Source organism: Arthrobacter sp. 260 (assembly GCF_013116745.1).
GTDB lineage: Bacteria > Actinomycetota > Actinomycetes > Actinomycetales > Micrococcaceae > Arthrobacter_D.
Map to the genome: position 1 here is coordinate 115038 of NZ_JABFOE010000012.1, position 13630 is coordinate 128667.

The following is a 13630-nucleotide window of genomic DNA, read 5'->3' on the forward strand; positions in this document are numbered from 1 at the left end:
GTAACCGGATCCCTTACCGTGAATTTCCGTACCGATCCTCCTCAGACCCCAAGTACGACGTGCTGCGCTCGGATGAGAACGACGAAGGAGATCACGAGATCTCCGCTGATGAGGTGGACGCCGTTCACTCCGTGGCCGCGAAGTATTACCGCATGATCGTGATGGACTCAGGGAACACCGCAAGGGCCGCGAACTGGCGTGCCATGATCGGCCACACCGATCAGCTCGTGATCCCCACAACGACCATGGAGGACCGCGCAGAGGCCGCGAAACTCACCCTGCAAACCCTCGCCGCACGAGACCAACTCTTAGCACAGCTGGCCGAAGACGCCGTCGTCATCATTTCCCAGTGGAAAGCCGAGGACGGCGACGAAGCCCGCCGTATCGCTGACGGCTTCGCACCACTGGTCCGCCGCGTGGTCACCGTTCCTTATGACCAGGCACTCAAAGCCGGACGCATCCGACACACCGCCTTAAAACCAGCCACACAACGCGCCTGGCCAGCCGCAGCCGGCGCGGTAGCGCAAGGACTGTGACAATGGGACACGATCACGCGATATTTTTCTCACCAAGACAGGTGCAGAAGCGAGGGTCTTATTCAAGCCGCACTCCCCCGCCGCGCCGCATCCGACACGCCGGGGAAAATAATTTAACGGCCCCAATGTTGCGGGTTCGGGGAATAGGGGCATTATTCCCATTAGGCGGTTCTGCTGGAAACTCCGCGCGGAATAAGGGACCAACCAAAATGACGCTAATGCCCCTATTTTCCGGGCATCCCGGGAAAGCTTGTCGGGACTTTTTGGAAACTGCATCCGGTCCCAGAGTTCGACTGCCTTGCGTGATAGCTTCATGTCAACTGGAAACAGCAACACATCTCACACGGTCAGCATGGCGGCCGAGGTAAACCGCCCAGTCGGTCCCCCGGCACGAGATTAAAAGGACAAGACGATGACAGCAACAGGAAACCGCGGGGGCGGGCAGCGCAGCAAGGGCGACCGCATTTTCGTTGGGACCCGCCTACCCCGAGAACGCCGCGACCTTGTCGTTGCCATTGCCAAGGCCGAAGGCATCACCGTCAGCGACCTACTGGCGGAGATGGTCGACCGTGACCTGCAAAAACGTGACTGCAGCAACCTGGACATTCAGCAGCCCCTTCCATTAGGGCGAATGGCCTCTTAAACAAGTGAAGGCCCGCATGAAGCGGGCCTTCCAAGCTTGTGGCTCGTATCCGGCAAGTTTTGCCGGCTAGACGGATACAGCCAATCTCAAACAACCAACTACCAAAGAAAGGAAAGGTGATTCATAAGTAACCGAACCGAAGCTCTATTTACTTAGGCCCTAACCAAGCTCCGGAGAGCTGGTACTTCAGATCTCCTACGAGTTACCGCAAGAGGGCCAGAGTCCTCATTTGTCCGCCATCACGACGGAAGGTCCTAGACCTATCCCCCTGAAGGGATTACTGCCATAGTACAGCAGCGCTCAATCGCGTTTCCAGACCATCACGGCAACACTCTGCCGCGTGTCGCGCCCGTCAACGGGACCCCAGCCGAAGCTTGGAACGCTCTTGCACGCCCGCTAGCCGGCCAGGCGCGGGTGAAAATTTCCCGTGACCGCGGTAAGTCATACCCCGCGAACAGCGAACGGGACCTCACCGATCAGCTGCCCTCAGCCCCTGCTGCCGTAAGGATTTTCGGCCCCGACGGAACCTGCGCGGCCATCTTCCTGGACTTCGATGTGGCACCTGCAGGGCAATCCCAGGTGGATGCCGACGTACGCCGTGTGACCAGCTGGTTGCACCGTCACGGAGCCCGCTGGATTGCCGATCACTCCCCCACTGGTGGACGTCATATTTACATCCCACTAGCTCAGCGTGTCGGATTCTCGGAGGCCCGCGATCTGGTTGAAGCCCTCGGTGCCGCTTGCCCGAGCTTGGATAAATCGCAGCACCAGAACCTCAAGCAAGGCTGTATGCGCGTTCCCGGATCCAGGCACAAGACCGGTGGCTACCAGGAATTGGATATGAGCCTGAACATGGCCTACGACGTCGTCCGTCGCCCGAACAGCGCCGATGTGTGGGAGGCCCTTGTCGGGGACCTGCGTGCAGAGATCACGGCCGTCCGACACCTACGCAGCGTCGAGCCATACACGAGTGCCATCACCGGGGTGAAGGAAGACCGCTCACTGGACACCTTGCCGATCACCGGGCTTTCCCACAGGATCCTCGACATAGCCCAGCACGGCATGTACGACACCGCCCGCTACCCCTCTGCGTCCGAAGCCCGAATGGCTGTCATCACTGCGGCCGCGGCTTCAGGGATGAAACTCACCGACGTCGAGCTGCGAGCACGCACCGGGATCTGGCCAGGCCTCGCGCAGTTCTACAGCCGCTACCGGACACAGTCCAGGTTCAAGTCGATGAAGGCCGACTGGGACAATGCTCTTCGGTTCCTCCAGGCCCAGCGAAAGCTCGAGAAGAAACAGCCCGATCTGGCGAAGGTTACCTATGACCATAATTCCCCCACAAGCCAGCCCCCTTCACACCGGGCAGGGTTACAGGGCGGTGATTTTCTTGCCGGTACTTCAAACGGAAGTCCCGCTGAGCACCAATTCATCCTCAACTGGCGCAATGCCCTTACTATCGTGGAGCACCGCTACCAGGGGTCTAGGGCAGGGTTGGTCCGCAGGATGTTGCTTAGAGCTATGGGAGCGGCCGCCAGGATGACAGGTAGTAGGTTCATTGAGTTCGGGTCTCGTTCCTACGCCGTAGCCACCGGCCAGGATCACACCACCGTCGCCGCCCATCTTCGAGAGCTGAGAAGCGAGCCGAATGCCCTCGTTACTTTAATCGAGCGCGGCAAAGGAACCCACGCCGACCAGTACATGCTCACCATCCCTGAGGACCTGATCGAACCAGCGGGAAGCCTGGCATGGAGGAAGGGCAAGATTCATGCGCTCCGTGCCGCCTTCCGTGAGCTTGGATTACCCGCTGCCTACATTTACGAGGAACTTGAGCGAGCCCCACTCCTCTGCACCACCGCCGAGTTGGTTCGAGCCACCGGAATGAGCCGGACCGCCGTGAGCGAAGCCCTTGAGATACTAGCCGCCTGGAACCTCGCCACCCGCTCCCCCGCCGGCGCCTGGTCAGTGAACGTCACCGCCAACTTGGACCTCATCGCTGAGCAGCTCGGGGTCATGGACCAAGTACACGCCCAGATAGCCCGCCACCGCGCCGAACGAGCACGCTGGCGTCAATGGCTGGGTTCACGGATCCTGGCTACCCTTGAGCCCCTCTCCCCCGGTGAGGACTACCCCTGGGATGTCTACGAAAGACCATCTGATGACTGGGAACTTGCGGACTTGGCTTTCTCTGCCCGCAGCGGGTAACCGCTCCCCATCAGCCTGTTTCTCTGGAACTTTCAGTTCTAACAGCCCCAACAAAACTAATGCCCCTATTGGAAGCAAAGGTTCTAACGGTCCCATTTCAATCTAAGGAGGGATCGACTGGTTGGGCTAGCCACTCCCCCACCTAGGTACTGCCCGCGCAGGATTGGCCAACCCCTCCAGTCTCCTGTCCCCTGAATGAACACGTTGGGCGCCGGGTGCGTCAACTAGGACCTTCCAAGCCCTACCACTCCCCCACCTCTAGAACCATTGGTGACAACAGTGCCAAGGCACCTAATGCCCCTATTACACCCATTGGTACTACGACAGCCCACCCGACGTCTGACAGACTTCGTAATGGTGTGTTGTCACTGATACCCCTGATGGTTCTAACAGACACAACAGAGTCAAAGCCCCTATGACCCACAACACAGGCATCACCTACAACAGGGTTATTCCCCCTAACGCCCGTAACGCACCTAACAGGTACAACACCCCTATAACCTGAAATGGACCTAATAGGGGTATTAGGGGTGAAAGCTACGTACCTCGGACCTTCGCTTTGATAGGACACTTTTAGGATCGCTTGGGGTCACTAGCTCATCGGGGCCAGGCATACCGATTCGTCATGCGTCCAGGTGTCCGATACAACCAGACCGCGCACCGTTGATACCCCTAACACATCTATCGGTGACAACACCCCTAACAGGGGTATTAACTCTTGAGCAACCAATCGAAGTAATACCCCTATTAGGGGTGATGAGTGCATTCCATGGAAGAATCGGCTGTCTCCCCTGGTCGACTCTCATGCCCCTAAAGCCGCTAAAGCCCCTAATGGCGCGCATGGATCCAACAGCTGCAATAGAACCAATGCCCCTAATACTTCTGATGACACGAACGGCAGTAATAGGGGTATTAGGGTTAGGGTTGCAATTGGAAATTGTTTCCAGTTGCACCGGGCGTGGCTCACACAGGGGAGTCACCCCGAGGCTACTCTGGTGAACATCGGTGCCGGCCGGTGGATTTTTTGCTACCCGCTGGTTTGGTGCTGCAACGATCCATTTGGCTAAGAGAGGTTCCGGGACATGCCGGCACGAGTGATAGCGGTCTGCAACCAGAAAGGCGGGGTAGGTAAAACCACCCTCGTCACAGGTTTGGCCGAGGTCTTTGCGCAGAATCTGGGCAAGACTGTACTCGTCATCGATGCCGACCCTCAGCGGAATACCACTTCAGCCCTCGGAATCGACAACCCTGAGTTCACTCTGAACGACGTCCTCTACGGCGACGCGGAGCAGAACCAGAAGATCACACCTGGCATCGCTGCCGACGCCATCATCTCCACGGGCGAAGCCTGGCTGCCTCGTACGGAGCAGGGGGAGGACTACCCGCCCATCTCCCTCATCGCGGCCGAGCGAAACCTTGCCTCCCGGGAGCGCGACTCCATGATGGCCAGAGAGCACCGGTTGAAGACTTCACTCAAGGGCGTCACCGATGTGTTCGACATCGTCCTTATCGATTGCCCGCCGTCGCTCGGGCTCCTGACCATCAATGCACTCACTGCTGCCACTCATGCTCTGCTAGTGACTGAGCCGCGTGTGTCCTCAGTCGAAGGGCTGACCGAGATCGTTGCGACCATCGGTGAGGTCCAGGACAGCCTCAATGAGGACATCGAAGTCATCGGCGTGGTCATCAACAAGGTCCGCAAAGGTCGCAGCGACCAGGTCCATTGGATCGACCGGGTCGAAAAAGATTTCGGTGATGCAGTGCTCACACCTCATCTCCCAGATCGCGAGCTATTCGCCAGGGCACAGGCTGCAGCGCAACCCCTGAGGAACTTCGGATCGGCCACCCGGCCGCTTCGTGATGACCTGCAGCGGCTTGCCGAAGCGATCTGGAAAGAAAGCGAAGCATGAGGACCGAGCCGGCCCCCAGTAGGGGAGGAGGCACGAACCCTCTCGATGCTTTGAAACGCGGACGCTTGGGAAAGGCTGCACAGCGCGGCGTTGTCGAAGATATGACAGCCGAACAGCAGGCCGCATCTGAGCCTGCGGCGGAGCCTGCCCCTGCGTCAGCTGTCGTCCCCACGACTGCAGAGCAGCTCGCTCAGCAGGCTGCCGCTGTGGAAGAGACTGCTCCTGCCGTGGTCACGCCAGTACCGCAGTCTCCTGCGGCTGTTCAATCGTCCGCTACGGAGCCTGCGGCTGCTACACCTGCTGTTGTTGCAGAGGCTGCGGCTGCGGCCGCGCCGCCTACTGAAGTTGTTGCTCCTCCGGCGACGAAATCGCCGGAGGACAAGCCCGTCAAGGACTCGTTCTATCACTCCAAGGAAAGTCACCGCAGGCTACGCTCGACCTACCTAGAGACACGACATCTGACCAAATACAAGTCATTGTCTGACTTCATTTCATCGCTCATCGACCAGGAGTGCACCCGTCTGGAGGAGCTGTACAACAACGGTGAGCCGTTCAGTACTGATCCGAACGAGATGCCTCGCGGCAGGCCTGTCGACGGCTAGCTTCCGTTTTCGGGATCGAAGGTGGCGGTAACGTAGTCGGTTGCGTAGCGTTCGCGAGCTGTAGTGAATGCCCGGCAAAAATCGTGGCCGCGGCGTGCAGGATGGGCTTTTGTATAAGGTCCGAGCGGGGACAATAATCACAGTGTCATGAGCAAAAGGTCAGATTCCCCGTGCGAGGTAGCAGGCAATTTTACAAATTGTCACGATTTGGAGCATCAGTCATTTCACCAGGTCAACCAGGCCGACCTCTTTACGTTCGGGCTGTGAAGACCTAAACAACGATCTTTTTGCTGCTGTCCTTCGGATAGTACGTACCTGCTCCACAGCGTCAACCGGCTCCGCCGGCTACGGGCACACCAATCCTGTCCGGCGCTCCTACGTCGCTTATTTCCTCCCCGAATTGGTCCACCCTTGCCCCTACGGCGTTGAGCACTGCTCCGTCAGGCACAGCTACGCAAGCTCCGCCAGCAGGCAAAAACAACGGGGGAGAGGAACCCACACTGCTGGTCACCACCGGTTCCCCACCCACCCTGCGAACTAGGAGCACACTGCTATGTCTGTTCTCGAAATGATCGACCCCACCACCTTGACCATCGACGCCAACGTTCGCGCTGACGTGCAGCTAGACAAGGCATTCCTGGCCTCCATCAAAGAACACGGAGTAATCCAGCCAGTCGTCGCCCACCGCACCGACAGCGGGGGAGTGCACGTCCTGTACGGACAGAGGCGCAGCCTCGCCGCCGTAGAAGCGAAGCTCGACCTGATGCCCGTCTACGTGGTCGAAAGCCTCACAGAGGCCGACAGGTTAGCTAAGCAGGTCGTGGAAAACGACCAGCGCCAAGGACTCACCGACAACGACCGCGCCGGAGCGTTCCACCAGCTTTCCCTACTCGGAGTCTCAGCTACCCAGATCGCGAAAAAGACCGGCGCGAAAAAGGCCACCGTGGACGCGGCACTGAAAGTCCGGGCCGACGACACCGCCAGCGCAGCACTCGCCCAGGGCATGACACTGGACATGGCCGCAGTGATCGAGGAATTCAGCGGCGACGCCGAAGCGATCACCAAACTCGAAACCACCGCCGCGCACAACCCTCAGAGCTTTGACCACACCGCTCAACGGCTCCGCGACGACCGCACCCGCGCCGCGCTCATGGCCGAAGCAGCGGCCACCGTCACCGCCCACGGACTGAAGATCGTTGACGAGGATCTGAACTACTACGACTACAAAGGCCCCATGGCGAATATCCGCGACCTGCGCACCATCGAAGGTGTTCCACTCACCGACGACGACGCGGACGCCGCGCACATCGGATTCAGCTACAACGGGGAAGTACGCATCACCTTGGTCAATACCGACTGGAAAGCAGCAGGATTCACCAAACCCGGCGCCACCCGGTCAGGACCAATGACCGAGGACGAGAAAGCAGAACGCCGCCGCGTGATCGAAAACAATAAAGCATGGGACGCCGCCGAAACGGTCCGCGTGGACTTCCTCAAAACCCTGCTCAAAGGCAAAACAGCCCCGAAGAACGCTCTGCGGTTTATTGCCCAGTCAATGGGAAATCACTCCTACACCGTCGCTGACGGCCTCTCCAAGCACACCGGATTCGCCGCCGAACTACTCGGAGGCAAAGACGGCTTCGGCGAGCTGGCGAAGATCACCGCCAAGCCCACCGGACGCCACGAAACCAACACCCTCGCCGTCATCCTCGCAGGATTCGAAAAGAGCCTCACCCGCCAGTCATGGCGCAACCCGAGCGGCACCGCCAAGCACTACCTGACCCAGCTCACCACATGGGACTACACCCTCAGCGAGGTTGAAACCATCATCACCGACCACGGAAACACAGAAACACAGGAATCCGTGAAGGCAGAAACCAGTGCAGTGCAGGAGCCGGGGGAGACATTCGCGCAAGTGCCGGCCGACGAAGAAGAACTCACCGCCGAAGAAGCCGACTACGCCGAAGAAGCCTAAACCAGGGGAGTAGTGCCCGGACAGAACCTTGCCCAGACGCGCAAAAACCCGGTGCTCGCTAGCTCGCACCAGGACGACGCACGTCTGGCCTTGACCGCAAGGGCGGTCAAGGCCAGACGGACCTACGCCAAGCCGATCTAGTTCCCGGGGGTGTGGGTTGCGCTAGACCGTTCTAGTGCCGGCGCAAGGACTCGGATAACGACTGCAGCACCGATCAGAGTGGTACCCATCGGTATGAGGGCCCAGCGAACAAGGGTGAGGATAACGTCGAGGAGTCCGACACCGATCGCAGCAGTAGCCCCCGCCGACTCAGCCAGTAGTCCGACCAGGAACGGCAGGAGTACGAGTACTAGCCCGCCGGCAATGATTAGTGCAATACCCCACTGAACGCATTTCTTCGCTGCTGCTTCCATATCTACAGTCCTCTCATATTTACGGGCCCCAGTAGCCTCCGGCGATGGGAGAGTTCAGCGACCTGACCCTAAACTTTGTCACCGCCGCCACATTGCCCCAAGGGATTGATGCGCCGCTATCAACGCGGCTCCTTGCGGTCCCCATCGCGTAGAAGGCAGACCATGTTCCCATGGTCGAACCGTTGTAACCGCGGTAGTAACCGAGCCCCTGGCCTTCAGCCCACTGAGCAGTGGATGATGCAACGCTGTGCCAGTAATACAACCTGGTGTCGGCATTCATGCCGATCTGGGAGCTACCCGAAAACTGGACCCAGCTATAGCCGGCTGAGTAGGTTCGCTGAGACATGACCGCGTATGCCGGTTCGTCTTGCACCTGTTCCACACTGTTCGGACGGGGAGACAGCATCCGAGCCTCATCCGGCGCGGCCTGGCCGCTGGTTTTCATTGCTCGCTGCTCAGCCACCATCGTCGTGAGCTGCTTCTGAGTCATGGCACCTGGCAGGGAGCCGTCGGAATCCGTGACGACCACAACAGTTTCCGGCGAAATTTTGCCCGTGGGCATGAAGGTTCTGCCGTCGGGGAAATGCTCCGTTTCGGGACTCTCTGGATTGACTAGAACATACCCATCGCCATGGACGGGGCTCATATCCACGGCTTTTTCCTGAGCTGCTTGACCAGGAACTGCAGAGCCGAGCACTAGAACTGCGGCGAGACTAATCGTCGCCAATTTAAGGTATTTCACTGTAATTTTGACCTCTCCATTGCGGTCACCCCCGTAATCCAAAAAGTAGCACGCAGGACTTGCCTAGACAATACTCAAATTGGAAATATTATCGATTTTTAAAAATACTTTTATGTACCCTGCATCGAATAATTGCGCGAAAAATAGAGAAACCAAATCAGGTAACCGGATGCGCCGTAACTCAGGCGGTGATCGGGGTGTTACTCCACTTCGGTGTATCGGGCATCAAGGTCCTCGGCCAATTGTGCAACGTCGATTGGATCTGACATGCCACTGCTGGTTGCAACATCTGAGTAGTCAACGACAAACCAGTTGCTACCTTCCGCGAAACGGACGGTACCTTCGGCCTCGGCCAGGAGGGAGTACGTTCCTTCTTTTGACTCTTCGGAGTCAAAATAGAATATCTCAACTTCCTCCGTGCACTTGATTGAATCTGTCGATGTTAATCCGTCGTCGTTGTACACCAGCGTGGAATCGGGGGCATCGTCCATGCAATCGACTAACTCACCAACCGCTTGATGGGCGGTTTCCAGAGATTCGTAACTAGGCAGGCTGGCCGAGGCGTCGGCAGGTCCACACGCAACGCAAAGCCCCATGGTCACCCCAGCCAGGCCGATAAGGGTGCCCGTCTTTTTTTTCGACATCATTGTTGTCCCCCAAAAATAAGTCTTGCCTTGATGATTACACGCGAACATCAGCTTGCATAGACACTTTCGCGAAATCTCGACAAATCCGCCTTCATACCAGGCTTTCTCTCCGGGAGTAGTCCGTCATCAACTGCCAAAGTCGGTCGGCGGCTCCTTCGTCGCCACCGGCAGAATCCTCTTCTTTTTTTGCTGCTGTCCTTCGGATCATACGTACCTGCTCCACCAGCTCAACGGCTACGCCGCTGCATGACTCGACCCAAGGTGTCCGGCGCTCCAAAGGTCGCTTATTTCCTCCCACCTTGCCCCGCTCTCTTGCCCTACGGGTTGACCAGGTTCCGACAGGCACAGCTCCGCAAGCTTCGCCAGCAGGCAAAAACAACGGGGGAGATGCCAACTGCTGGACCACCACCACCGACCCCCACCACTGCGAAAAGGAGCACCACCATGAACGCTGAAACCAGCACCGCACCGCTGACCATCACCCACACCCACGAGGCCGGAACCCTGATCGAGGGAACGACTAAGGGTGACGGAACTGCGCCCATCCTGAAGGTCAACGGCTGGCGCTGGGGCCGCAGCATCGCGGCGTGGTTCGTGCCCATGTCCCGCGACCGTCAGCCCAAAATGCACATCATCAACCGCACCACGGCGGCACTCACCGAGGCAGGTTTCAGCGTCGAAACCGAAATTGACCGCACCAGCCGCAGCACCGCCGAAATAGAGGCAGGGAAGATCGCCCGCCAACAAGACCGCACCGACGCCCTGGCCGCGAAAGCCGAGCGCAAGCAGGACGCCGAGACAGCAGCCTACGATTCAGCACGGGCAGCGCTGCGCCGACTGCCCGAAGGTGGGGAGCCCATCAAGATAGGCCACCACTCAGAGAACCGGCACCGCCGCGCAATTGCCACCGCAGACCGGGCAATGGGCAAATCAGTACAGGCCACCGAGGAAGCCAAAGCAACCGCCGAACGCGCCGCTACAGCAGCCCAAACCACTGACCGCCGCTACAGCCCCGCCGCCGTGGCATCACGGATCAAAACCCTAGAAACCGGAATCCGCGCCACAAAACGCAAAATTGACGGCAGCTCCCACACGTTCGCCGGGGGATACGTCGAGACAACGGCACCGGCCACCGGAGACTACCGGGCGCACCTTCAAGGAATGCTGGCCGATGAGCTTGACCAGCTCACCTACTGGCAGGGCATCAGAGCCAACCAGATAGCCGAAGGCAAGGCCACCAACTACACCCGCGAACAGATCAACAAAGGCGACTACGTCCGCATTGGTGGGAGCTGGCACGAAGTAGCCCGAGCCAACCAGAAAACCGTTTCACTCATCACCGGGTACAGCTGGACCCAAAAAGCCGACTACGCCCAGATCAGGGACCACCGCACCACCGAAGAAGCAACCACCGCAACGACCCACGGAAACACAGAAACACAGGAACCTGTGAACACGGAAACCAGCGCAGTAGGGCACAGCTAGCCAGGTCAGTGGCGTCCCCGCCGAACCGGCGGGGGTGCTGCCTGTCCCGGACGGAGCCGGCCCAGGCGAATAAAGCCCAGGTACTCGCTAGCTCGCACCAGGAACAAGCGGTCCTTCGCTGCGCTGCGGGCTGTGCTGCCGCCGGCTCCTACGTCGCCACCGGCAGAATCCCCTTCTTTTTTGCTGCTGTCCTTCGGATCATACGTACCTGCTCCACCAGCTCAACGGCTACGCCGCTGCGCGATCGGCCCAAGGTGTCCGGCGCTCCTACGTCGCTTATTTCCTCCCACCTTGGCCCGCTCCCTTGCCCTACGGGTTGACCAGGTTCCGACAGGCACAGCTCCGCAAGCTTCGCCAGCAGGCAAAAACAACGGGGGAGAGGCCAACTGCTGGACCACCACATAGAAGCCCCACCACCGACTTCCATCACTGCGAAAAGGAGCACCACCATGAACGACTCACCCATTGCCGTCACGTCCCCGGCTGACATTCTGGCCTACGTCCCGCACACCCTCGGATTCGCCCCGCGTGAATCCTTCGTGCTGATGACCATGCACGGCAAGCGGCTCGGTGTGACGCTGCGCATCGACGCGCACCAAGAAGGCAACCCGGAAGCGTTCGCCGCTTCAGTCATCGGCTACCTCGCCAACGATCAGGACGCCGACGGATCCCTGTTCATCCTCTACACCACCCGGCCCACCATTGACGGCGTGAAGCCCTTCACCGCCCACGCCGAAGCCCTCGATACGGCGCTTCACGCCGCTGGCATGGGGATCCGCGATAGCTGGTTGGTCACCGATGAGCACTGGATGACCTACGTTTGCGACGACGCCGAGTGCTGCACCGCGCACCCGCTGGCCGAAATCGCGGACAGCGCTCTGAACGCCCGGCTGATCTTTGACGGTTCCAACGCGCAGCGCGATATCGTCGCGGACCCCGTATTCACCGGCGAGGACGCGGAAACCATTCTGAACCGGATCGCGGAAACCGTGACCGGCTGGGCAGAGATCGACCCCACCGACTGGGCAACTCCCGTGATGACCGAGAACCGGGCCCTTTGGCAGGACACCACCGGGACCACCCCAACCGAGGAAACCGCGGTGCAGCTCGTCGCCGCACTCCACGCCCCGAGCGTTCGGGATCGAATCATGGCCGACACCATCAATCCCAGCAACGACACCCACGAAATGACCCTGACCCTGATCGGCCGGTTCGTTGGCCGACCCGATTGGAGCCGAGTCGATGCCGTGCAACAGCTCGCAACCGACCTGCTGCCGTTCACCCCGAACGAAGCCCGAGCACCACTGTTCACCCTGCTCGGCTGGATCAATTGGTACAAGGGCAAGGGATCAATCGCCCACCTGTACCTGACCAAAGCACTTGAAGCCGACCCCGAGAGCCGACTCGCAGCGCTGCTGCTGAAATTCACCGGTACCGGAGTTATCGCTGAGTGCACCAAGAGCGCGAAAACCGCCTACCAGCACTGACACTCACAGCGGGGCCGGGGACCAGTCCATCGCGACAGGCCCCCGGCCCCGCCTCATGCGCTGCGGCGACCTCCCCCGCTTCGCTCCTCCGGTCGCCGCACCTACACGCCACCAGCTCCCACCCCGTGTGGAGCCGTGCCAACAGTCCACCCCGCCACAGAACAATTCGACACAGGACAGGCCGATACAGTGAAACCAGCACCGACAGCGACAGAACAGGGAACACACCATGCCCGGCACCGACCTGATCCAGCCAGCACGCACCCTGACCTACACCACAGAGACCACCGCAGAGCGCGCCCTGGCCGAGAACATGCCCCTGCAGCTCCACGGCTCCCGCCCAGATTTCACCTGGGCCGAGGACAAACACCAGCCCAACAGCTAACCCCGGCCTGCCATACCGGGACCAAGAAATACGCCCACCAGACGGGCCTCACTACCGTTCGGGCTCACAGCCGGCGCTCCCTACCGGTCGCCACCGGAAACCACTCTCTTTTTTGCTGCTGTCCTTGACGATTATGCGTCCCCGCTGCACCGCCCAACTCAGCTGCGCTGAGCGGGCCTGGAACCAAACAATCTGATCGGCGCTCCGACGTCGCTTATTTCCTCCCAGATTCCCTGGCACACAGACCGCCCTACGGGTTGACCAGCCCAGACGAGAACAGCTCCGCGATGCTTCGCCAGCAGGCAAAAAACAATGGGGGAGGGGACCAACACCGCACACACTCAAAAGCCCCAAGAACCCCGGAAATAAGCGGATCTAACCTATTAAAGCTGGCCTAAACTCGATAAAATTAGGGGTAGCAGCACAGCAGTTGACTCTTACTAAAACCGCCACGAAACCAAGGACTGAGCGCTATGACTCTCACCATTTTCACTTTGCCCCAAGGATGCTTTGGCTGCACCAAAACCAAAGAACTTTTCACCAACTGAACCGCTCTGGGTTTGATGGAGACTCGCGCTATTTGATTTCCGCCAGCTGAGC

Annotated in this window: 12 protein-coding genes; 9 read left to right on the plus strand and 3 right to left on the minus strand. The window is 59.4% G+C overall.

Going from position 1 to position 13630, the window contains the following annotated elements:
- Positions 1-59 precede the first annotated feature (59 nt).
- The 6 genes from HMI57_RS13990 to HMI57_RS14015 all read left to right on the plus strand — a co-directional run bounded on the left by HMI57_RS13990 (position 60) and on the right by HMI57_RS14015 (position 7871).
- The gene (locus HMI57_RS13990; RefSeq protein WP_171586612.1) at positions 60-536 is read left to right on the plus strand and encodes a hypothetical protein; all 477 of its coding nucleotides are present in this window, start codon (positions 60-62) and stop codon (positions 534-536) included.
- A 412-nt stretch (positions 537-948) separates the two neighbouring features.
- Entirely contained in the window at positions 949-1179 is a 231-nt protein-coding gene (locus HMI57_RS13995; protein ID WP_024477298.1) for a hypothetical protein, read from the plus strand.
- A 414-nt stretch (positions 1180-1593) separates the two neighbouring features.
- A complete protein-coding gene (locus tag HMI57_RS14000) occupies positions 1594-3384 on the plus strand; it encodes a MarR family transcriptional regulator (protein WP_346655216.1) in 1791 nt (596 codons plus the stop codon).
- Between the two features lie 1082 nt (positions 3385-4466).
- Positions 4467-5294: a ParA family protein gene (locus HMI57_RS14005; RefSeq protein WP_024477296.1), complete on the plus strand. Its 828-nt coding sequence runs from the start codon at positions 4467-4469 to the stop codon at positions 5292-5294.
- A 206-nt stretch (positions 5295-5500) separates the two neighbouring features.
- The gene (locus HMI57_RS14010; RefSeq protein ID WP_162148068.1) at positions 5501-5896 is read left to right on the plus strand and encodes a hypothetical protein; all 396 of its coding nucleotides are present in this window, start codon (positions 5501-5503) and stop codon (positions 5894-5896) included.
- Between the two features lie 553 nt (positions 5897-6449).
- Positions 6450-7871, plus strand: a complete 1422-nt coding sequence (locus HMI57_RS14015) for a ParB N-terminal domain-containing protein (RefSeq protein ID WP_171586613.1) — start codon at positions 6450-6452, stop codon at positions 7869-7871.
- A gap of 137 nt (positions 7872-8008) precedes the next feature.
- On the opposite strand, the gene HMI57_RS14020 is transcribed toward HMI57_RS14015, so the two are convergent.
- From HMI57_RS14020 to HMI57_RS14030, 3 genes are all read right to left on the minus strand, one after another.
- Positions 8009-8284, minus strand: coding sequence for a hypothetical protein (locus HMI57_RS14020; protein ID WP_171586614.1), 276 nt, complete (start codon positions 8282-8284; stop codon positions 8009-8011).
- Positions 8285-8303: 19 nt separating this feature from the next.
- A complete protein-coding gene (locus HMI57_RS14025; protein WP_171586615.1) occupies positions 8304-9026 on the minus strand; it encodes a hypothetical protein in 723 nt (240 codons plus the stop codon).
- A gap of 200 nt (positions 9027-9226) precedes the next feature.
- On the minus strand, positions 9227-9673 hold the full coding sequence (locus HMI57_RS14030) for a hypothetical protein (RefSeq protein ID WP_171586616.1): 447 nt from the start codon (positions 9671-9673) through the stop codon (positions 9227-9229).
- A 444-nt stretch (positions 9674-10117) separates the two neighbouring features.
- Between HMI57_RS14030 and HMI57_RS14035 the strand changes: the two genes are divergently transcribed.
- The 3 genes from HMI57_RS14035 (at position 10118) to HMI57_RS14045 (ending at position 13030) form a co-directional block, all read left to right on the plus strand.
- The gene (locus HMI57_RS14035; RefSeq protein WP_171586617.1) at positions 10118-11158 is read left to right on the plus strand and encodes a DUF3560 domain-containing protein; all 1041 of its coding nucleotides are present in this window, start codon (positions 10118-10120) and stop codon (positions 11156-11158) included.
- Positions 11159-11607: 449 nt separating this feature from the next.
- Entirely contained in the window at positions 11608-12645 is a 1038-nt protein-coding gene (locus HMI57_RS14040) for a DUF4192 domain-containing protein (RefSeq protein ID WP_171586618.1), read from the plus strand.
- Between the two features lie 229 nt (positions 12646-12874).
- On the plus strand, positions 12875-13030 hold the full coding sequence (locus HMI57_RS14045; protein ID WP_171586619.1) for a hypothetical protein: 156 nt from the start codon (positions 12875-12877) through the stop codon (positions 13028-13030).
- The last annotated feature ends 600 nt before the right edge of the window (positions 13031-13630 follow it).